Source organism: Paenibacillus sp. JT22N12 (assembly GCF_056269365.1).
In genome coordinates this window covers 72,085-95,243 of sequence record NZ_JBWDNU010000009.1, presented here as the reverse complement: position 1 = coordinate 95,243, position 23,159 = coordinate 72,085, and the positions used below count along the sequence as shown (strand labels likewise).

The following is a 23,159-nucleotide window of genomic DNA, read 5'->3' as shown; positions in this document are numbered from 1 at the left end:
GAAACATGTCTGTAGATGCAAGCAGGCCAAAGCCGATACAATGACGAGGTGAAAATGACAGTCGACAAGAGGTGATCGTTTGGAGAAGGGACTTGCAATAAGAAAGGGCGGGACGCCAATTGGCAGCCGGTCTTCCATGTCCATCAGAATGTGGAAGGCCAGATGGTTTTATCTGTTTATGCTGCCGGGAATTATTTATTTTCTCATCTTTAAGATTTGGCCGATGTGGGGCGTCTTGATGGCCTTTCAGAACTATCAGCCGTCCCTGGGGATGTTCAGCAGCGACTGGGTGGGATTCAAGCATTTTGACCGGCTGTTTCATACACCGGAATTCTGGACGCTGTTCAGAAATACCTTCATGCTCGCCTTCTACAGTCTGGTGATCTACTTTCCGATCACGATCGTGCTGGCGGTTCTCTTGAATGAGGTACGCCATGAAATGTTCAAGCGTTATGTGCAGACGCTGGTCTATGTTCCCCACTTCCTGTCCTGGGTAGTCGTCGCGGGGATTACCTTCCTGCTGCTCGGTTCCGAAGGCTTGATCAACAAATGGAATGAGGCCATCGGCTCAGGGCGCGTCGATTTCTTGTACAGTCCGGATTGGTTCCGTCCGCTCATTATGCTTCAAATTATATGGAAAGACGCCGGATGGGGCACGATTATTTTTCTTGCCGCACTGGCGGGGGTCAATGTGCAGCTGTATGAAGCGGCACGGATCGACGGAGCTTCCAGGCTGCGGATGATCTGGCATATTACGCTGCCGTCGATCCGAAGCGTAATCGTTATTCTATTGATCCTGCGGCTGGGCCACTTTCTCGACCTCGGGTTCGAGCAGATCTACCTGATGTTGAATGCCATCAACCGGGGAGTGGGCGAGGTATTCGATACGTATGTCTACCGCGTCGGTATTCAGCAGGGGCAGTTCAGCTACAGCGCTGCTGTGGGATTGTTCAAATCGGTGATCGGCCTGGTGCTGGTTTGGCTCGCGAATCGCTTGGCCAAGAAATTCGGCGAAGAAGGAATCTATTAAATAAGGAGGTGCGGGCATGGTTTACGACAGGACGCTTGCGAATCGCCTGGCTGATATTCTGATCTACGTTTTCCTTGGCGCCGTATCAGTGCTGACCGTCCTCCCGTTCTTGTATGTACTGAGCAACTCTTTCTCTACAACGGAGGATATTTTCCCGCGGGAATGGACGCTGGATGCGTACCGGTACATATTCTCAACGGACAAATTCGTGCGCAGCCTCGGGGTCAGCGTCTACATTACGGCGCTCGGCTCCCTGCTCAGCCTGCTGTTCACATCCCTGATGGCCTACGGCCTTTCGGGCAAGAACATACCGGGTAAAAAAGCGGTGCTCATGATGGTGCTGTTCACGATTCTGTTCAGCGGCGGCATGATCCCGACCTATTTCGTCGTCCGCAATCTCGGGATGATCGACACGTATTGGGCGCTTATGATTCCGGGGCTGATGAGCGGATTTTATCTGCTCGTGATGAAGGAGTTTTTCCAGAATGTGCCTGAGGAGATGAAGGAAGCGGCGCAAATTGACGGCTGTCACGAGCTGTCCGTGTTCTTCCGGATCATCCTGCCGTTGTCCCTGCCTGCTATGGCGGCGTTCGGGATGTTCTACGCAGTCGGTCTATGGAATCAATACTTCAGCGCCATTCTTTATATCAACGACAATGAGAAATGGCCGGTGCAGGTGCTGCTACAGCAGATTGTCGTGCAGGCATCGGGAAGCATCGGCGATTCCTCCCAAATGGGGGAGAACATGACCTTCTACGGACAATCGGTCCGGATGGCGGTTGTTATCGTGTCCACGATTCCGATCCTGCTTGTGTATCCGTTTTTGCAAAAGCATTTTGCCAAAGGCGTTCTTCTGGGCTCGGTGAAAGGCTGACCGGCCTTGAATTCTCCATAAAAAAATCAGCATTAACAGGAGGTCGTAAAGATGGTTAACAGAAGAAGATGGGCAGCGGGGGCATTATCCGTACTGCTCGCAGTCATGCTTGTCGTGACCGGATGCAGTTCGAATTCAGGGGGCAGCAATAATCCCGCACCGCAGCAGCCGGCAGACACGGCGAACAATGAAACGGCAAACAATGAACCGGCGGCGGAGCCGGAGCCCGCTGATACCGAGCCTTTTGCAATCAAGATGGCGGTGAATTTCGACGGAAAAGACGTTCCGCAGGCCGGAAATCCCGTGCAGCAGGCCATCGAAAGCTATACTCATACCAAATTGGAGATCGATCATTTCCCCGGGAATTCCTACCAGGATAAGCTCTCTGTCATGATCGCATCAGGCGACCTGCCCCAGGTCATTGCAAGCTACGGCGCGCCGAAGCAATCGTACCTGCTCTCCGCGTTTCAAAATGATGTGTTTTGGGATATTTCTCCCTTCATCAAGGATTTTCCTAATCTATCCAGTCTGAATCAGGCCATCTACGATAATGTCGCATTCCAGGGAAAAGTATTCGGGCTTCCGAGGGAACGTCCGCTGGCCCGCGACGCTTTCATCTATAGGGTGGACTGGTTGAAGAATGTCGGCCTGCAGGAGCCGCAAACTGTTGAAGAGTTTCATCAGATGCTAAAGGCGTTCAAGGATCAGGACCCGGACAAAAACGGGAAAAACGACACTTACGGCATGACGATGGGCGCATTGGGCGGCTCGGGACCTGCTCCATCCACATTCGGGGTATTCTTCGGAGCGCCGAACGTATGGGATGTTCAGGAAGGCAAATTTAGCCGTGATGTATTTACACCGGAATATTTGGAAGGTCTGAAATTCCAGAAGCAGTTATTCGATGAAGGTCTGATCCATCCCGATTTCGCCATCATGGACCGTCCCAAAGTGGAAGGTGAATTCGAGAACAGCAAGGCCGGCGTCATCGCCAATTCCACTAATGTGGCGCTGTCTTATGAAGCCCGTATTCAACAGCACATTCCCGATGCGACAGTCGACTTCTTCAGCATTCTGAGCACGGACAAAGGCAAACGGATTGCGGCGGCTCTTGGCTCGAACGGCATTCTGATGTTCCCGAAATCTAGCGTGAAGACGGAAGATGATTTGAAGAAAATTCTGAAATTCTTCGACCAGCTGGCCGATCAGGAAATGGCGGATCTGCTGGAATGGGGAATTGAAGGAACGCATTATACCATGAAGGACGGCAAACCGGAAATTATCGACCAGGAGAAGTTTGACAACGAAGTCGGCTTCCCTTACAAATGGCCGCTTCGCGCCGTCTCGCTGGACGCGATCAAAATGCAGGGCAATGTGAATCCGCTGGTTACCAAAGAGCTTCAGGTTACAACGGAGAACCAGAATCATCTGGTGAACAATCCGGCTAATCCGTTTATTTCCCAAACGCAGGTGGAGCGCGGAGCTGAGCTTGAGCTGATCATCACGGATGCAAATACCAAATTCATCATGGGTGTAATGGACGAAGCGAAATGGAAAAGCGAGATGGACCGCTGGCTTTCAAGCGGCGGGGATCAAATAGCGAAGGAATATGAAGAGCAGTGGGCTGCCGCCCAATAGAAGCCAGAGGGAGTGACGTTCTTCATGATAACGAGGAATGCGGTCAAATTCTTAAGTTTATGCCTTTGTCTTTCTTTGGTCGTCAGCGGATGGGTGCTGCCGGAAGTAAAAGCGGCGGCCCCTGTCAGCAAGGTAACCTGGAACACGGAGCTGCAAAAGGTTGACGGCTTTGGCGGCTCCGGGGCCTTCCACAAGGCCGGCTCGATCATGCGGCTTCAGGAGCCTCTGCGGACGCAAATACTGGATATGATATTCTCCCGCGAAAGCGGCATCGGCATCAGCATCGTCCGCAACATGATGGGGGACGGCGGCATATGGGGCAGCAAAGAGTACGATGGGCCGACAGAAACGATCGAACCGGAGAAGGGCGTATTTGTCTGGGACGATCCCCAGTGGGCAACGAAAAAGGCTGACTTCGACAAGTATCAAATCTGGTTCATGAATGAAGCCAAGAAGCGTGGCGTCACGACGTTTATGACCTCTTCCTGGAGCCCGCCAGCCTGGATGAAAACGAACAACAGCGTCCTGGGTACGGGCAACGGCAAATTGAAGAAGGAGAATTATCAGGACTATGCCGATTATTTGGCCGAATATGTTCTGGGCTACAAGAAGCATTTCGATCTGGATATCGCTTATATATCGCTGGCCAACGAGCCGAATATAGGCCCTGCCTATTCCGGCACGGTTTGGACGGCAGATGAAATGAATGTCTTTATCCGCGATAATTTGGGACCGACCTTCGCTGCCAGAAAAGTGCCGGCCAAGATCGTTATGCCCGAGCATGTGAACTTCACCGAAGCTTATGCGCTTCCTGCGCTTAACGATCCCGTGACGGTCAATTATGTGGATGTCGTAGCTACACATGCTTACGGAATCGGCACGAATGTTCCCGAATTTCCGGTGTCCAGGGAGAAAGGCAAGCCGATTTGGCAGACCGAGTATATGAATCAGGGAACGGGTCTGCAAACCTTCGAGAACAACACGATTACCGATGCGCTGCGGTACGCGAACCTGATCGGCAATATGTTCCACAATACCGGTATCAGCGCCTACTTCTGGTGGTGGCCGGCCGCCAACAACGGAGCCGACGGCTCCGATCTGATCCGTCTGAGCAATGACGGCAGCAATCAGGCGCTCGCGCCGACGGAGAACGGCCAGTACCGGGTGTTCAAGCGGTATTATTCTTTCGGCAACTACAGCCGGTTCATCCGTCCGGGCTATGTAATGATTGGCGCCGACAAGAATCCTGTGGACGAGGTTATGGTTACGGCCTATAAGGATCCGCAGACGGGGAATTTCTCTATCGTTGCGGTCAATAACGATTCCAGGCCGCAAACCATTACCTTTGATCTGCAGGACTTCCCGGGGGGAGTGGACGCAGTTGTTCCGTACCGCACCTCTCCCAATGAGAATTTGAAGAAGCTGGGCGATATCGCGGTTTCCGGCCAATCGTTCACGATGGAGCTCAAGGGCTCCAGTGTGACAACCTTTATACCAAAGAAATACGAGCTTCCTGCGCTTCCCGAACAGAAGGATGTCTTCTCGACTTATGAGGCAGAGGAAAATGACGGCCAGTCTCCGGGCGTGAAGGCGACCGGCGGCAGCGGCGGCGGTCAGGCAGTGACCGGTCTCAGCAATAGCGATTACATCAAATACGCGAATGTCAATTTTGCAGACGGCTCCGCAAATGGCGAAGCGAACAAGCGGTATGTGCTGAGCATGAATGCCCGTGTAGCCGCCCAGGGCGGGGGCAAAATCGAGATCAGGCTCGATGATCCGGCTTCCGGCAAGGTAGTTGGCACCATGAATGTTCCTCCGCTGAACGATCCCGGCCGATGGCTGACGGTCTCTACGATGATCGATACCAATTCGGCCGATGGCGCCTACGGCTTCCATGATATGTATGTGGTGTTCACCGGCGGGCGGGACGGCAAGATGTTCAACGTCGATTCCTTTGCCTTCAACGATGGCAATCTGGCGCCGGCGATCGGGGACAATCTGCTGGCCAATCCGGGCTTCGAGAGCGGCTCCTCAGCCTCTCCCTGGATCAGAAGCCATGGCGGAAACAGCGATGGGACGGTCAATACGGTAACGACTTCCGTTTACAGCGGCTCGCGCGCAGGCCGGCTGCTGAACCGGCAGTCCGCAGACCCGACAGTGGGCATCGGACAGTCTATTCTGAACAAGCTTTATGATCAATCGAAATATGAGGTTACGGGATATTTCTATCCGTACAACAGCGGCTTCGAGCATGATACGGCGAGCATCTATCTGCGTGTGACCAGCGCCAGCAAAGGAATCTATACCGTTCCAGTCGCTCAGCAGGAATTGACAGCTTCAGCCTGGACGGCAGTCAAGGGACAGTTCACCTTCGAGGATCCGGGTGATGTGAGCGCGCTTCAGCTGGTGTATACGACAACGAGCTCCACAACTAATTTCTACCTGGATGATACCGGGCTGAAGGAGCTTGCAAGTCAGGCGAACGCGGTTGCGCTTAATGGTGCCGATGCGGTTTCGGCTGGCGAATCCTTCGATTTGACTTATGCTCTGGATGGTTCCCAGGGGGAAATAGCAGCTCAGGATATTACCGTGTCCTACGATCCGCAGAAGCTGGAGCTTATTGATAATCCTGTAACATCGGCAAATGATGAATTTATTGTGGCGGATTACAAGCAGATTCCGGGCCAAATCCGCATCCTCGCCATCCATCTGGGCGGGCTGCAGGCCAATCCTGACGGCGATCTCCTGAAGCTCCACTTCAAATCGCGGTCGGACGCGCAGGCGGGAACCACCGATGTCACCATCTCCAACCTGGTCGTTGCGAGCAGCGCGGGTGTCGAGAAGCAGCTTGAAGGCACGTCGCACAGCGTGCAGATCAATGTTATCGACAAGCAGGCTCTGACCGTGCAGATCGCGGCGGCGCAGGAAGCGTACGATGCGGCAGTGGAAGGCAGCCAAGTCGGACAATATCCGGCTGGCTCCAGAGCAGTACTGCTTGCTGCGATCAACAGCGCACAGGCCGTACACGACAGCCAGTCCTCCACGCAGGCGCAAATCGAGCAAGCTGCAGCGGAGCTTCATACGGCGCTGCAGACCTTCCTTGCCTCTGTAATCGTGCCGGTGGGCGGCGATTACAACCATGACAACAAAGTAAGCGTCGGCGACCTGGCGCTTATGGTCAAAGCGTACGGATCAGTCTCTACCGATCCGGATTGGAATGATCTGAAGCAGTTCGACCTGAACAACGACAATGTTATCGATATTCAGGATCTTGTAACCGTTGCAAGACTTATTATCAACTGGCAATAGATACTGGAATGAACCGATTGCTTTGGGAGGAAGACATGGGATTCACGTCTTCCTCCCCCCCATTGATGGGAAGGGATGGATATGCATGTTGAGACGCAAATTTACCGCACTGGGCTTATGCTTGCTGCTTGGCCTTTCATTATTCCCTTATGCTGCAATGGGAGCGGACACGCCGCATTTTTCATTATCGGCAAACAATGAGGCTCCCGCTGTAGGTCAGGACATCCGCGTGACGGTCCAAGGGGAACAGCTGACTGATTTATATGGCTATGAATTGCGTATGAGCTATGATGCGGAGCATCTGCGCTTCAAGAGCGCTTCATCACACTGGACTGGACTTACCGTACCCGCGATGGACAAGGACGGGGAGATCGTCTTTGCGCATACGAAGCTTGGCAAGACTGCGGGGGAGAATGGCAAGGCTGCGATTGCGACCTTGTCCTTTGAGAGCATTGCCGCAGGTGAGACGGCTGTTGTGCTGACGAGGGTCAAGCTCGTCGACAGCCAGGTTGAGGCGGTGACGCTGAGCCCGGATGTTGAGCTGAAGCTTGATATCGCTTCGGCGGAGAATGCCGTCTCATACAGCGATCTGGATGGTCACTGGGCGAAGGCGGCCGTCGAGCGGGCGGCAGCACTCGGTATTGTGAAGGGCTATGAGGACGGCACCTTCCGTCCGAATGGCAAGGTTACCCGCGCCGAATTTGCCGCGATGCTGGTGCGTGCGGTTCAGCTGCCCGCGTCGGGAGACGGCGTGACGCTGAACTTCTCCGATCTGGACCGAATTCCCGAGTGGGCGAGGCCGTTTGTGTCGGAAGCGGCAGGGTCGGGCATCATCGTCGGTTATGCGGACCACACCTTCCGTTCCGCCAATTCCATTACCCGTGCTGAAATGGCGGTCATGATCGCCCGGGCTGCAGGGCTGAATATGGAAGCGGAGGGGAAATCCAAATTTGCCGATGCCGGCACCATTCCATCCTGGGCACATCCTGCCATCGCGGCAGCGGCGGAAGCCGGACTTGTAAACGGGAAGGGAAACAACCGTTTTGATCCTGCTGGTACGGCAACCCGTGCGGAAGCCGTGACCCTGATTATGGCGTTGCTGGACTACCGGGTGGATTAACGCGTGAAGCTGCACCTGCAGGAAAGGAGAATGGTAAAGCCTATGAGATTGGGAGCGGGCGTGAGAAGATTGCTGGCGGCACTACTGCTGGGTATGACAGCAAGCCTCGGAGGATTGCCGGCTGCGCAGGCTGATAAAGCGGAGAGTCCTTCTTCCGGGAGCATCCAGCTGCTTCCTGCCGTCGAGGGGGATTTAAACCAAGACGGCAACCGATCGGTCGGGGACTTGGCTATTGCAGCTTCGTCTATCGGCAGAACATCCGCCGATCCCGACTGGGGCAGCCATGCCGGTGCGGATGTGAGCGGGGACGGGCAGGTGGATATAGCCGACGTGTCCGAGATTGCCCGCTGGATACTGTCGGGCGTGCCGGAGGAGACACCAACCATCGTATTAACCGGACCGGGTACCGCAAGAGCGGGTGATAGCTTTGACTTGATATACGGATTAAGCGGGCGGAAGAGCGCCATAACCGCTGAGGATCTGACCTTGACGTATAATCCGGATCAACTGGAACTGATCGGCACAGAGGCTTTGGATGCGGAACGCTACGCGATCCTGGATCATGTCCAGTCACCGGGCGGAATTCGGTTCATAGCGGTCCGATTCGGAGAGCTGCAGTCCAGTCCAAGCGGTGACTTCGTCAAATTGCAGTTTAAAGTGAAGCCGGAAGCGGCATCGGGAGCATCGGCGATTACCGTCACCAGGTTGATTGTCAGTGACGATCAAGGCATAGAAACTTCAGTGGGCAGCGGAGCCCATCAAGTGACGATAAGCACCTCGCCGCCTGGTGATTACAACCACGACGGGAAAGTGAGCGTAGGCGATCTGGCGGTTACCGCAAGATTCTACGGCCGGACGCCCGAGCAGCCGGATTGGATGGAAGCCAAGGATTATGACCTGAACGGAGATGGCATAGTCAATATACAAGACTTGGCGGAAATAGCAGCAGCGATTTTTGCCGGATAAGGAATAAAAAACTGCCACAAAGCATGCATGATATGGTGGAAGGAAGATTCTTTCTGGAATAATGTTAAGGCTCGGAAACAAGTATATGGACGTTTCCAGCCCACGCCTGCTACAATGATATTACTTCCAAAAGCTGGTGAAATAAGAGAAGGCGAGGCTGACAGATCCATGGTTATATGGAAGCGATTCCGGGTACTTAATGCCGCTAGTTCCTTAATGATTTTCTCCATGCTGCTGACGTTGACTTCCTGCAACCCGGCAGCAGAATCTTCCGCCCCGCCCCTTGCAGCAGAAAAGCCTCAAATTACCGTCGGCATTTATGATCGTGGAAGCGTTCCCACCGCGGAAGGCACGGTAGACAATAACCGCTGGACCCGGTGGATTAACGAGCATGGTCCTGTGAATGTCAAATTTGTTCCGATCTCACGCGGCGATTCCGTGCAGAAGTACAAGATGCTGCTGGCATCGGGAAAAGCGCCGGATTTGATCCTGGACTACGAATGGTCCTTTCTTAATGAGTTGATTGCCAATCAGCAGGTGCTTCCCATCGATGATCTGGTAGACCGCTACAGCAAGGATTACAAGCAGCTGCTTGATGAGTATCCTTCGGTGCGCAAGCTGGCCACGGAAGAGGACGGCAATATGTATCTGATCGCCCAGATAACAGGGATCAAGACCAATCATTCCCTGCTCATCCGCAGCGATTGGCTCGATGCGCTCCATCTGGAGCAGCCGCGTACGGCAGAAGAATTATATGAAGTATCGAAAGCGTTTACATATCAGGATCCTGACGGAAACGGCATCAAGGATACGCTGGGAATTAACTTTGCGGGATTGGGCTCGCTGCTGAACGGTCAAACGGCAGGCGGCATACGGCCTATCGATATGATGTTCCAGAACGTCGGTTATATCCTTGAAGACGGGAAGGTTATCCGGGCATGGGACCGCGTGAAGGCTGCCCTGGACTATGAGAAACAATTGTTCGAGGACGGACTTATCGACCATAATTTCCTGGCGGACAGCAGCGGGGAGAAGGCCAAGCTCGATTTTGTGAACGGCAAGCTCGGCATTTTCTGGGTAAGCAGCGGCATTGAGGATGCCTATCCCATTATCCAATCGCTCATTGATAAAGTCCCGTCGGCCAAAGTGAAGGCAATGCCGCTCCCGGAGGGGCCATTCGGTCAATTCAATCCGTTCGCCAAAGCCCCGGTTCAGCTCGTCGGAGCGATCAACAAGCAGGCGGAAAGCCCCAGGGATGTAATGAAATTCATCGACTTTATCGTGTCGGAGGAAGCCTTGACGGCGCTCCGGTTCGGGATAGAAGGCGAGCATTATTTCATCAATAAGGAAGGCTGTTATCAATATACCAGCCGGGAGAAGTATAATCGCGAGATGGCCTGGACCCTGGATCTGTACATGCCGGCTTCACGCATCATATTGGGCAAATGCAATTCGCTGGCGGCCTCGCTTAATCCGGAGGATCCGATCGACAAGGATTACATCATGATTGAGAAGCAGGGGGAGAAATTCTCTCTGAATCCCGCCCTGCAATTCGCTTATCCCATCGGGAATTGGCCGACACTGCCCCAGACGCTGCAATTATCCATCAATGACGGCACCAAGGCGCTTACCGACATCTATAATAAAGCGATTGTGAACCCGTCGTATTCGGTTGAGCAGGCCGTGGCGGACGCACGGAATGCCTGGGAGCAGTCCGGAGGGCTTGCGGTGGATGAATATTACGGAAAATGGTTCACGGAGAAAAAGGATAGAGTGCTGTTCACCAAAGACTATTATTCTATCCGGTAGGGTGCCGGTTAACCTTGCAAAATAGCGGTCTTAAGTCAAGCTTGCTGCGCTGCTGCAAACGCTTGTTGTTGTGTCAATTGGGATACAAATTGTATCAGTTGGTGAATACAATGCTCATTTAAGAATTGAGGCGCCCCCGTGAACCGGAAATGGTTATATCGACAGCTCATTCCCTATGTCTCCTTTTTCGTGATGGTGCTTATCACTTTGGCCTGCATTACCTTCATCTCCCTGAACGACATGTCCAAGAAAGCCTCGCAGCAGGTCAATGCTTTAGCGACCGAACGTCTGCTGAGGCTGGTCGATTACTCGCTGCAGGAGATTGATAAGCTGGTAATAAAGGAATTGTCCGATAATTCCAGGCTGATTCGCTTCTTCTACGACAGCAAGGGCCTCGTCCTGGAGGAAGGCGCAGCCTCGGAGACGATCAGAGGCTGGAAGGTCATTAATCCGCTGATCGACTCGGTCTATCTGTACCGGAGAAGCGACAATACGGTTCTGACTAATCTGATGCGGATCCCCCTGTCCGCATTCCCGGATGCCGCCTTTCTGATTCCGCAGCTGAAGGAGCAGCCCTCCAAGCCGTGGAGCGATCCAAGAAGCTATCAGGAGCCGATATTTCAAGGCAGGACGGAACAGGTCGTCTCCCTGGTGAAGGATATTCCGTTCGCGAACGGAGAGCTCGGAGCCCTGGTGGTTAATGTCAAAACCTCCTCCATTAAGGCGCTGCTGAATCCGGATTCCCAAATAAACGACGGCTATATTGAGCTGTTTAACCGGTCCGGCCATTCCTTCAGTGGCTCCGGCTCGGAGGAGGACGGGAAAATTCTGGCGGAGCTGCGCTCCGAATATACAGGATGGACGCTTCGCAGCGGTCTTAGCCGTTTTGCCGTGAAGCAGTTTCCCGAAGCCTCCATTATCATTCCTGCCGCTGCGGCATTATTTTTCACGATTATTGGCATTTTGTGGTTTATATTTATCGCCAGAATCAACTACAAGCCAATCGGTACGATTATGGACCGGCTGCAGTCATTTACACAGCGGAAGGACAATATCATCGATTTTGAAGGCAATCATGAATTGATCATTATCGACTCCGCCATCGACCGTTTGATCCGCCAATCCATCGATTACGAGAAAACGCATGAGGAGGATTTGGTCTATAAGAAAAAGGTATTTTATCATGATGTGCTCATGGGCAACCGTGTCGTCGGGTCTGAGGAATGGCGGCGCGAGATGGCTGGCTTGCAGCTTCCTTACGATTCGCAGCAGTTTCGCGTCATTGTGGCCGAGATCGACAAGTATCCGCAATTTTGCGTGGAATACAACCAGCGGGATCAGAATCTGATCAAATTCGCGATGGTCAACGTTGCGAAGGAAGTGGCCCTGTCCGTGAAATGCACCATTTGGCTGGAATGGCTGGAGAGCAACAAACTGGTTATGCTGCTTCTCGGCGACCCTCATAATGAAGTTCAAAAAAAGCCGGGTGTCACGGATCTGCTCGAACCCTTCCGCAGATGGGTCCAGGAGCATTTGAAATATACGGTAACGATTGGAGTAGGCAGTATCGTCGATTCGCCGGACAATATCTCGCTTTCGTTCGAGCAGGCGTCGGATACATTGAAGCAAAAGATTTTTTCGGGAACGAACAAGGTCATTTTTATGGAAAGTACCATTGAGGATACGTACTACCTGTCGATTCATGAATTTTTGCCGGAAATCCGCCGAATACCGGTCATGTACCGGATGGGAGAGCCCAATTGGCAGGAAGCGTTCAATGAGCTGTTCGATTCGTTCCGCTCAGGAAGCATGAACCGGGATGACGCCGTTGCGCTGATCAACGTGCTTCTCAATACATTCCACAGAGAGATCAAAGAGCTTCCGGTGGATTATCAGAAAGTGTGGGAGAGTCTGGCGCTGCCGATGCTTAGCCAGACCTTCTCCACATTTGAAAGCCTGGAGGAGGTGCAGCAATCGTTTCTTGGTCCCTTGCTGACCTTCGAAGCACAGATGAAGCATTTGCGGGACAGCAAGCAGTATGCCTCCACAGTTGAGGAGGTACGACGCTATATTGATGAGCATTATACGAATCCCGATCTCTCTCTGATTCATCTTGCCGATGTATTCAAAATCAATCCGAAATATATAAGCTACCTGTTCAAGGAACAATTAGGCATCAATTTCATCGATTATCTGTCTGTCGTCAGAATGGAGAATGCCAAGCAGATTCTATTGTCCACCGATCATTCGATTCCCGATATTGCCGTCCAAGTGGGTTATATTCATGCCGTTTCCTTCCACAGAGCCTTCAAGAAAATTGTTGGTGTGACGCCTGGGATTTACAGGAAGAAGAAAGAGCTCAATACGGGGGAGCGTTCATATGGGCATTAAACGATTTCAAAACCATATTCCCAGAGTCGTTTATTTTGTGGATCGGCGCTGCTTCCCCGAGTGGGAAATAGAGAAGCAAACGATCCACTTTCATGATCTTACTTTCGTCGTCGAAGGCCAGGCGGTTTATAATGTGGACGGTCGGCAGCATGCGGTAGAAGCCGGTGACGTCATCTATATTCCGGCGGGCTGCGTCCGGGAGGCCAAGACGGTCAAGGAATCCCCGATGCACTCGTTCGCCTTCAATTTTGTATGGATGGACGCCTATCACAACAATCCTCTGCCATTTGAGAGGGTGAACAAGAATTTCAATACCAATGAGATATTCATTCATATCAGAGAGTTCAACGATGTCTGGATGAACAAGCAGCCGGGATATGTGATGCGGGCACGGGGGCTATTTCAATTGATCCTTCATCGTCTGCTGTCGATTTATTACGATCAATCCCTCGACACTCCCTATGATCCCAGAGTGAACAAAGTCAAGGCGTATATTATGGAGCACTTCGCGGAAGAGGTGGATATCGCGGAGATCGCCGCCATGCTTCAACTGCATCCTTTTTATTTAGGCAAGCTTTTCAAGAAAAATACGAATTATTCCGTCAAGGAATATATCAACAAAATACGCGTCAATCATGCGGAGATGATGCTGCATACAGGGGGATTTACCGTGAGCGAGGTAGCGGACCGGTGCGGGTTTAACGATATTTCGTATTTTAGCAAAGTATTCAAAGCGAGCAAAGGTTATTCTCCTTCTATGGCTGCAAAACTATAGTTAGTTTGAGAATTTCAAAAAAATTAACGATTTTTATATGGGATATATTATTATAAATATTTGATAATTACCAATTATTTTTGGTTTATCCATGGATTACAGATTATCGAATTCATATAATACAACGTAAGAGGAGGCTGCAGTGAAGGGAGGAAAAGGTAGAGCATAATGCAGCCGCTATTTTCAACCTTATGAGGGAAGAAACTAACTTTGCCGCCAAAGGACGGCGAAGCCGTTTCTTCTTATCTGGGCAATCTTCTTCGGGGATAAAATAATCGAAAAGAGGTGCCTTGGCGTCCAGGCAGCTTAATTCAAAGGAGAGATTAGGATTATGGGGAAAAGACTTTTATCCTGCATGCTGGCGATTGCTATGGTTTTCATAATGGCTAATACGCATGCCATGGCCGCAGACAAAGCCAGCGTCTTCGTCATGTTCTGGAATAATGATGATGCCAAAACCGTGAGCATGTTTGAAACAAAGCACGAAGGCGACACAGTGGAAGATATAGCCCCGGTAGACTTGATACGCGAAGGCTATACGTTTGACGGGTGGTACCTGGATAATGAGACCTTCGTTAACAAATGGGATTTGAAAACGCCAGTAACCGGAACTAATCTGTTTCTATTCGCAAAATGGATAAAATCGGGCAGCAGCGGCGGGAGCGTTCTGACCGGACCCGGAACTGTTTCAGCCGGAGAAGCATTTGACATTACTTATAGTTTGAAGGATTACAGCGGCGAGGGGCTTGCGCAGGATATCACCGTTTCCTTCGATGCCGGCAAGCTGGAATTTGTCGGTTCGTCATCGCTGGACGAGGACTTTATCATCGTTGATCATAAAGAATCGGCACCGGGGGTTATTCGCTTCCTTAGCATTTTCCTCGGCGATTTACAGACCGGTCCGGACGGCAGCCTGATGAAGCTGAGCTTCAAGGCGAAAGCGGACGCTGCGAGCGGGCAAGCGGATGTCAAAATCACGAATGCGGTGGTCGCTGACGGTGCAGGAGCAGAACATGAAGTCTCGGGAGCTTCGCATTCAATCGAGATTATCGGCGTCGAGAAGCTGACATTGGCCGAGTTGATTGAACAAGCGGGGACCTTGCATGACAACGCAGTCGAAGGAAAACAGGTCGGTCAATATCCGGCAGGCTCGAAAGCGGTGCTGAATGCGGCGATCGTGGCGGCACAGCAGGTGCTGAACAATCCGTCCTCCACATTGACGGATATCGAACAGGCTGCAAATCAATTGAGGCAAGCGGTAAAAGTATTCAGCGATTCAGTCATTGTATACATTCCTGGAGATTACAACGACGATGATCAATTGAGTGTGGGCGATTTGGCAGTTATGGCAAAATCGTACGGCAAAACATCAGCTGATCCGGACTGGGATCTGGTGAAGAGCGGTGACATGAACGGCGACAACAAGATCGATATCGAGGATCTGGTGCTGGTAGCCCGAATGATCATTGAATGGTAGGCCAATAGATAACAAGGAGGATGCACAATGTCCAGAGCGAAGAAACTATTATTCCTGCTGCTTTGTCTATTAATGATTTCAGAGACGGTTTCTACAGCAAACGCCGCCACAACGCCAACGGCCTTCCCGACCTTTCCGAATGTCGGAAGCCTTCAGCCTATTTATGAATTGCCTAATCTGTTTAAGTTTAATGACGGATCTATGGTTGAAACCGCTGCGGATTGGACGTCGCGCCGTGCGGAAATTGCCAATATGCTTCAATATTATGAATACGGCTACACTCAAAGGCCGGATACGCTGGTGGCAACACGTACCGGCAATACGCTGAATGTGACCATGACCAAAGAATATCCAAATCCTGACGACCAGGCAGCACCGATTGTTAAAACAACGACCTTTAGTGTTGCTTTCACGCTTCCAACCAAGGAGAATCTTGATGCCATTGGCCAAAGCTTCCCGGTTCCGGCGTTTATCGGCGGCGGTCCGACTGGCTATCTAGCCAAGGGATATGCCTCTATCCCATGGCCAGGCAACACCAATGTCGGCAATAACGCCAATTACACCGGGACGTATTACGACTTGTTCCCTTATGATCCTGACAGTGTCGAGTTCAACACGGGCAAGCTGATTGCCAGCGCATGGGCCGCATCACGGGTTATAGATGCTCTGGAATGGCGTGATCCGGTTACTGGCAAGGGACTTTTCCCTGAAATTGACGAAACCCAAATGATTTCTGCCGGATTTTCGCAAAATGGCAAGAGAGCGCTGTTGGCGGGCGCCTTTGATGAGCGCATGGGTATGGCGTATGTGCAGCATTCCGGCCAGTGGGGCGCTTCCAGTCTGCGTTTTACCCATGACTCCAAAAAATATCCCGCAGGCAACAACAACACCTATACGAACTATACAGCAGACGAAATGGATCCGAGCAGCTTGTACAGCGCCCGCACAGGCCTGCGCAAAGAACAGATGAGTCAGAATCAGGGCAGCTATGTTGCATGGTTTTCGTCTCGTGTGCAGCAGTTCACCAACGCCAACAAGTATGATTATCCGCTGGATCACCATGCTTTGATTGCGCTGATGGCGCCGCGCCCTGTGATGATAACAGAAGGTATGGACGATTTCTGGAACGGTCCTGAAAGTGTGGCTATCTCCACAGCCGGCGCAAAACCCGTATTTGAATTGCTGGGTGCGTCCCAGAACCTTGGGCTTGTCATCTCCCCCAAGACAAGACACGCGCAAACCAATCTTGAAACAGCCTCGGCTTTTGCCATGGCGGACATGAACTTCCGGGGGAGTGCACCAACATTCACGGATTACCGCGGGAATGACATTGCAACCCAATCCGTTGTCCCAAGAGACTTCACGTTCCACCCGTTTGAAATCGACCCGACGGCAATACCATGGTCGGTCCCGGGGCAGTATGGCGTTGCTACCGTTAATAAACGAGATTTTGTAGAGGGGCTTCCTGTAACGATACCGGTTGTGTCCGATGCTTCTGCGGTTACGATCAAGGACCCTGACGGCAACGTATTGAGCACCCGGAATGTCGTAAACGGAAAAGCGTCATTTGAGCTTGCGCCCAATCAAACCAAGGCCGGATATTATACCATTACCGCTTCCGGCGCAGAGAAGCGCAGCCGCGACATCAAGATTGAATGTATGACATTGGAATACATGTTCCGTCCGGAAATTCTGCTTGAATCCGAAGAGAATACATGGCATTGGGCTTTTCCCGAAAAAATCAACCCCGACACCATCCGCGTTTCCTTCGACAGCCGCAGCTATGAAGAGCTAAAAAAGGATATTCATAACGCTTCCGCAAATGTAAACGCACCAAGCACGGAGTACTCTCTTGAAATCCAAAACTATGGCGTCATGATACGCCGGTTTGGCAGGGATTACAAAGCCGGTCAAGCCCGCTACTTCGACGAGGCGCAGGGCAAAATGGTCACAGCCAAATTCGACCCTGTCAAAGTTATTCATATTGATGGCATTGAATTCCCGGATGTGCTTCCTGGCTATACCTTCTCGTTGACCATGGATATACCGGACGATTTGAATAATTGATGAACGAGCCTGTCTAAAATCAAGCCCAAAAGCTGCGGACAAAAATATGCCGCAGCTTTTGGGTTTCTTCATGCGCCGCATGATGTACGTCGGCGGAAAGCTTGGCTCGAAAAGGTAGCAGATATGATAAGTAAAGCGTAATATTGAAATTGAAGAGTAGTCTGAATCAAGTGAATGACTGAAGATATGTAAGTAAAAATCAATTTACATATTTGTAATTGATCAATCAATAATATTGATATTGCAAATCCACAGATCATGATTTATAAACCTGTTGGGAACTGGTCGTTTTTATTTTCCGCGCATGGTGGTCGAGTTTTTCATTCGTTTATTTTGCACATGTACCAAGGAGGGCGAACGGGTAATCGAGCTTCCTATACTGGCGGCATTCCTTGAATGTGGCTAGCAAAGGAATTCATAACAATAACCTATCCAATATGGAATCTTATGGAACGACTGAGCATTCGCTGCCGTAATATTATTACACTCAAACAGTCAATTGTCCCGCTTAAATCTCCAGTTGACAAAAATTACCCCTTTGATTTACTATATCCTTAATAGATATATCCATAATGGATGTATCGATAAGTGATATTCAATCGATAGGGTTATCATGCGTGGATGATCCAATGACCTGACGGAGGTGATTTCTTGCCATAGCGATAGAATTGTGGATTTCGGAAACAGTCATCTATATAAAACAACAATCCATGGAAAAAATAAACGGTTAAGAGGAGTGAGCGGATAATTGAAACGGTTATTTTGGAAGTCGATGTCCTATGCAGGAGTTAAATCGTTAGTTATTGCGGCCTTGTCCATATCACTCATAACACCAACAGCGCTTGCAGCAGAGGTTAGCAGCAGCGATTTACAGCAGCCGAAGGACCTGACGGCAAGCAGCGCGGAAGTATTTCTGGATGACTTCTTTTCGTCGGATGTTGTGAAACCCAATTATGTCGGAGCTTCCGTCGTCATCGTCAAAGACGGCCAGATCATCGCCGAAAAAGGCTATGGTTATGCAGACGCATCGAAGCAGAAAGCGGTAGACCCGGCCCAGACCGTGTTCCGCATCGCTTCCGTATCCAAAACCTTTACCGCTGCGGCCATTATGCAGCTTGTGGAGCAGGGGAAAATCGATTTGAAAGAAGATTTCCGCAGCTATGTCAGCGGTCTTGATTTCGACAATCCGTTTGATACGCCTGTCACTGTGGAGCAGCTGCTTACGCACACAACCGGATTTGAAATCCGCGATCCGCAGGCAGAGGATATCCATCAGGACTTCGACAGGTTCGTGGAGATCGAAGACTATGTTCGCGGGCATATGCCGCCGGTAGTCCGCGAGCCCGGGACTTCATACATGTATGATAATTTCGCCTATCTGCTGCTGGGTCTTATTGTCCAGGAGGTCAGTGGAGAGCCCTACCAGACTTATATGGACGATCATATATTCGGTCCGCTCGGTATGGAGAACAGCGGTTTTCTGCTTGAAGGAAAGCTGAAAGAGAATCTGGCGATTGGTTATGATGCAGCCGATAAACCGCTTGAGCTGTATACGGTTACACCAACCGTTATGCCGCATGGGGGGATGCTGTCGACCGCTGAGGATGTCGGCAAATTTATGACGGCATTCCTGAATGGGGGAACAAGCGGCTCAGGCCATATTTTGTCAGAGGAATCCGTAGCGTCGATGGAACAATACCGTTCCTTTATTCATCCTCTTCTGCCCGATACCACCTATGGTTTTGAGGCGCCCTTCCAGCTTCCCGGAGCCGGCAGCAGTCCGCAAATCATTACCAAAGCCGGTGATTTAAACGGCTTCAGCTCTTATCTATTCCTGATTCCCGAACAGAATACAGGTGTTTTCCTGACTTACAACAAAGCGGGAGCACTGCGGAATCTATTCTACCCCCAGTTCATATCAACGTTCTTCCCGCAGTACGCCAAGCCGGCTGAGCTGGACGAATATACACCGCAGTCCCCGCAAGAGCTGGATAAGTTCAAAGGGCTTTATGCCGATCTCCGGCTGAATGTTTTTGTGTCATCGCTTGGTGCGGATGAGCAGGGGGCGCTGTCGATTTCCGATACGTTTCTCGGTCCCCGCAGCCTGCGGCAAGTAGACGATAATTTGTTTGTTGATAATATTACCAATCAATTTACAGCGTTCAAGCTGGACGAAAGCGGACAAGTCGCGTATATGAAGGAGCCCTATATTAATCCGCTGGGATACAGCGGCAAGGGTAAGGAGGCAGTCGGGTTCACCGATGTGAAGGAGAGCCACCCGTATGCCAAATATATATTCGCGCTGCAGTCTCTGGGTTATTATCCTAATGATGCCGGAGAAGCATTCAATCCGGAGGAAAACGTAACAAGAGCGGAGTTTGTACAGAGAATATTGGAAGCAAGTCTTATCAAGGGCAGTAAAACAACCGAGCTTGCCTTCAAGGATATTGAAGGTCATCCGGCTGCGCCTTTCATTCAGATGGCCTATGAAATTGGTATGGTCACGGGAAACAGCGCCGGCCAGTTCGAGCCGGATCGGGCTATTACTCGCGAGGAGTATGCAGTCACGCTGTGGAGGCTTCTCAAAGCCCAGTACCCGCCGGAGATTTTTGAAGATGTGAAGCTGTCGGGGAAAACGAAGGAATGGGCCGTTCAAGCCGTGCAAATGACGGTTGCACTGGGCTTGCATGGTCCTGAGGTTCAGATTGAGCCCGGCGGCGCTGCCGACTTCCATTCGATGAAGCCGGTGACACGTCAAGAGGAAGCGGCTGTCTTGTTCGCCATCCTTACCCAGCCAACCGATCAAATCGTGGCCGCGAAGAAGGCGGCTGCAGAGCAGCAGGCCAAGCCCGATGCAGAAACGGCTGCAAAAGCATCATAAGATTCAGCGCGTTTCACCGATACTCCCGCTATTTCAGAGGAGGGTAAGCCCATTTCAGGAATGAAACGGGCTTACCCTCCGTCTTTTATTTTCACGAAAAACCGGCTGATTGCATAATACGCGGCTCCTCTTACCGCAGACTGCTCACTCAGCTCCGCAAACAGGATCTGCAGCTTCTCCCGGTGATAAGAGAGCGTACGTCTGCTTACGGCATCGCGCACAGCATCGCCGATCCACTCGCGGGCCCGGCTCATCCGGTTGCCGATAATGACGACCTCGGGATTAAACACGTTGACAATATTGGCGATGCCAATCCCCAAGCATTCTCCGATCCTCCGCAGAAGCTCGATTACCTTTTCATCCCCTCTGCCGGCAGCTGCCAAAAGAGCCTCCAGATCGCCATAGCCCAAGGGCTCGGCCTGCTCAAGCAGCGCATTCTCGGAAGCGTACAACTCCCAGCAGCCTTTATTGCCGCAGCGGCAGGGCTTGCCATTCATCTCGATCGACAAATGTCCGAGCTCGCCGGAGAAACCGGAAGCGCCCTTGTATAATTCTTTCCCGAGAATAATCCCGGTTCCGATCCCGATTCCCACACTGACATAGATTTGATCGGCAATTCCGCGCCCGGCGCCGTACTTCTGCTCGCCTTGGGCTCCGGCATTCGCTTCATTGTCGATGGTAACCGGCACGCCGAAGCGCTCTCTCATGATGGCTTCCATCGGCACATGCGACCAGGCCAGATTCGGCGCAAACAGGATGTCGCCCTGATCATTGACGATTCCCGGGACGCCAATGCCGATCCCCACAAGACCGTAAGGACTCTCGGGCATGGCTGCGATCAAGGATTCGATGCAGTCATTCAGCTTCGGCAGCACATCTTCAATCTCATGGGCCTTGAGCGTCAGCTCGCGTCCGGATATGACCGCTCCCTCCAGATCCGTAAGAACACCGCGGATGTAATTCACCCCCAGATCGATGCCAATGGCGTAACCTGCGCTGCCCCTGAATACCAGCATAACCGGCTTGCGTCCACCGCTTGACTCGCCCGGACCGGTCTCAATAACCAGATGAGCATCAATTAGATCCTGAACCAGACTGGATACGGTTGCTTTGTTAAGTCCGGTTTGCTCGGATATTTGGGCCCTGGATAGAGGAGCGTTCTTCAAAACGGCATCCAGCACAATCGCTGTATTGATTTTTTTGACAAGGGCCAAATCTCCGGTCGTTTTCATCGCTCAGGTTTCCTTTCTTCCAGTTTCCTGGTCCACTATCATGGATATGGGAACGATTTTACCACGATCAGGACGAAGGTTGCATCTTTTGTTTGTTTGCTCAGGATAATAAGAGCGGGAGGAAGCAGCCAGAAGCAGAAGGGCAAATTTATTTTTTGAAAATTTGACTTAGTTTAATGGACAAACCAAGTTCGGGAATGCTAATATAACAATAAGAACGTTTTCAAGAATCAAACAGCTCGTCACAAACCATTTTAGGAGGCCCAAATTTATGAGTTATTTTAAATCAGTCGGCAAGATTGCGTTTGAAGGCAAAGGTTCGGACAATCCCCTTGCATTCAAGCATTACAACCCTCAGGAAATCGTACTTGGCAAACCGATGGAAGAGCATCTTCGTTTTGCTGTAGCGTACTGGCATACATTTACCGCATCCGGAGCAGATCCGTTTGGTGTAGGCACAGCGGTTCGCGGCTGGGATTCCGCCAACGCCATGGATCAGGCGAAAGCCCGCGTAGACGCCAATTTCGAATTCCTGGAGAAAATCGGCATTCCTTATTACTGCTTCCATGACCGCGATATCGCGCCTGAGGGCGAAACGCTGCAGGAAACCAACAAAAACCTCGATACCATTGTAGATCTGCTGGAGTCGAACATGAAGTCAACCGGAACAAAGCTGCTGTGGAATACAGCTAACATGTTCACGCATCCGCGTTTCGTTCATGGCGCAGGCACAACCTCCAATGCGGATGTTTATGCCTATGCCGGAGCGCAGTTGAAGAAAAGCCTTGAAGTGGGCAAGCGTCTGGGCGCTTCCAACTATGTATTCTGGGGCGGCCGCGAAGGCTACGACACGCTGCTTAACACGGATATGGCGCTGGAGCTCGACAATTTGGCGCGTCTGTTCCATATGGCAATCGCCTATGCGAATGAAATCGGTTTTGATGCCCAATTCCTGATCGAGCCGAAGCCGAAAGAGCCGACGAAGCATCAGTATGATTTTGACGCTGCGACGACGATTGCCTTCCTGCAAAAATATGATTTGAAAAATAAATTCAAGCTGAACCTTGAAGCGAATCACGCGACGCTTGCCGGCCATACGTTCGAGCACGAAATCCGCGTAGCCGCCATTAACGGCATGCTGGGATCGCTTGACGCCAATCAGGGCGATTTGCTGATCGGCTGGGATACCGACGAGTTCCCGACAGATCTGTATGCGACAACGCTGACTTTGTACGAAGTGCTCAAAGCCGGGGGACTTGGCGACGGCGGAATCAACTTCGACGCCAAAGTGCGCCGCGGATCGTTCGAGGACGAGGATCTGTTCCTGGCTCACATCGCCGGTATGGACAGCTATGCATGGGGACTGAAAGCGGCCGCCAAGCTGATTGAAAACAAAGTGCTCGACAATGTGCTCGACAACCGCTACAGCAGCTTCCGCGAAGGCATCGGCGCAGACATCGTTGCCGGCAAAGCCACGCTGCACACGCTGGAGCAGTATGCCCTGCAGAACAACCCGATCGTCAACATCTCGGGCCGCCAGGAGCGGATTAAACTGATGTTGAACGAAGCTATTTTCAACGTATAAGTTCG

14 protein-coding genes are annotated in these 23,159 nt (G+C 51.5%); 13 read left to right on the top strand and 1 reads right to left on the bottom strand.

Annotated elements, in window-relative coordinates; all coding sequences use genetic code 11:
* The first annotated feature begins 136 nt into the window (after nucleotides 1-136).
* The 12 genes from AC0YOA_RS26860 to AC0YOA_RS26805 all read left to right on the top strand — a co-directional run bounded on the left by AC0YOA_RS26860 (nucleotide 137) and on the right by AC0YOA_RS26805 (nucleotide 20,337).
* Nucleotides 137-1,030 (top strand): ABC transporter permease, encoded by an 894-nt coding sequence (locus tag AC0YOA_RS26860; RefSeq protein WP_379113409.1) that lies wholly within the window; start codon nucleotides 137-139, stop codon nucleotides 1,028-1,030.
* Nucleotides 1,031-1,046: 16 nt separating this feature from the next.
* Nucleotides 1,047-1,904 carry a carbohydrate ABC transporter permease gene (locus AC0YOA_RS26855; RefSeq protein WP_475789251.1) on the top strand — a complete coding sequence of 286 codons (858 nt, stop codon included), beginning with the start codon at nucleotides 1,047-1,049 and terminating at the stop codon, nucleotides 1,902-1,904.
* Between the two features lie 51 nt (nucleotides 1,905-1,955).
* Nucleotides 1,956-3,542: an extracellular solute-binding protein gene (locus AC0YOA_RS26850; protein WP_475789250.1), complete on the top strand. Its 1,587-nt coding sequence runs from the start codon at nucleotides 1,956-1,958 to the stop codon at nucleotides 3,540-3,542.
* Between the two features lie 24 nt (nucleotides 3,543-3,566).
* Nucleotides 3,567-6,851 carry a carbohydrate-binding protein gene (locus AC0YOA_RS26845; RefSeq protein WP_475789249.1) on the top strand — a complete coding sequence of 1,095 codons (3,285 nt, stop codon included), beginning with the start codon at nucleotides 3,567-3,569 and terminating at the stop codon, nucleotides 6,849-6,851.
* 85 nt (nucleotides 6,852-6,936) lie between these two features.
* Nucleotides 6,937-7,971: an S-layer homology domain-containing protein gene (locus AC0YOA_RS26840; RefSeq protein ID WP_475789248.1), complete on the top strand. Its 1,035-nt coding sequence runs from the start codon at nucleotides 6,937-6,939 to the stop codon at nucleotides 7,969-7,971.
* Nucleotides 7,972-8,013: 42 nt separating this feature from the next.
* On the top strand, nucleotides 8,014-8,937 hold the full coding sequence (locus AC0YOA_RS26835; protein ID WP_475789247.1) for a dockerin type I domain-containing protein: 924 nt from the start codon (nucleotides 8,014-8,016) through the stop codon (nucleotides 8,935-8,937).
* 168 nt (nucleotides 8,938-9,105) lie between these two features.
* The gene (locus AC0YOA_RS26830; protein ID WP_475789246.1) at nucleotides 9,106-10,746 is read left to right on the top strand and encodes an extracellular solute-binding protein; all 1,641 of its coding nucleotides are present in this window, start codon (nucleotides 9,106-9,108) and stop codon (nucleotides 10,744-10,746) included.
* 138 nt (nucleotides 10,747-10,884) lie between these two features.
* Nucleotides 10,885-13,137, top strand: coding sequence for a helix-turn-helix domain-containing protein (locus AC0YOA_RS26825; RefSeq protein WP_475789245.1), 2,253 nt, complete (start codon nucleotides 10,885-10,887; stop codon nucleotides 13,135-13,137).
* Nucleotides 13,127-13,912, top strand: coding sequence for an AraC family transcriptional regulator (locus tag AC0YOA_RS26820; RefSeq protein WP_475771869.1), 786 nt, complete (start codon nucleotides 13,127-13,129; stop codon nucleotides 13,910-13,912). Before AC0YOA_RS26825 ends, AC0YOA_RS26820 begins: the two co-directional genes overlap by 11 nt.
* A 331-nt stretch (nucleotides 13,913-14,243) precedes the next feature.
* Nucleotides 14,244-15,389 carry a cohesin domain-containing protein gene (locus tag AC0YOA_RS26815; protein WP_475789244.1) on the top strand — a complete coding sequence of 382 codons (1,146 nt, stop codon included), beginning with the start codon at nucleotides 14,244-14,246 and terminating at the stop codon, nucleotides 15,387-15,389.
* Nucleotides 15,390-15,416: 27 nt separating this feature from the next.
* On the top strand, nucleotides 15,417-17,456 hold the full coding sequence (locus tag AC0YOA_RS26810) for a glucuronyl esterase domain-containing protein (protein WP_475789243.1): 2,040 nt from the start codon (nucleotides 15,417-15,419) through the stop codon (nucleotides 17,454-17,456).
* A gap of 748 nt (nucleotides 17,457-18,204) precedes the next feature.
* On the top strand, nucleotides 18,205-20,337 hold the full coding sequence (locus AC0YOA_RS26805; protein WP_475789242.1) for a serine hydrolase: 2,133 nt from the start codon (nucleotides 18,205-18,207) through the stop codon (nucleotides 20,335-20,337).
* 71 nt (nucleotides 20,338-20,408) lie between these two features.
* On the opposite strand, the gene AC0YOA_RS26800 is transcribed toward AC0YOA_RS26805, so the two are convergent.
* Entirely contained in the window at nucleotides 20,409-21,569 is a 1,161-nt protein-coding gene (locus AC0YOA_RS26800; protein WP_210044108.1) for an ROK family protein, read from the bottom strand.
* A gap of 271 nt (nucleotides 21,570-21,840) precedes the next feature.
* On the opposite strand from AC0YOA_RS26800, the gene xylA reads away from it, so the two are divergent.
* Nucleotides 21,841-23,154, top strand: coding sequence for a xylose isomerase (xylA, locus tag AC0YOA_RS26795; RefSeq protein ID WP_475789241.1), 1,314 nt, complete (start codon nucleotides 21,841-21,843; stop codon nucleotides 23,152-23,154).
* The last annotated feature ends 5 nt before the right edge of the window (nucleotides 23,155-23,159 follow it).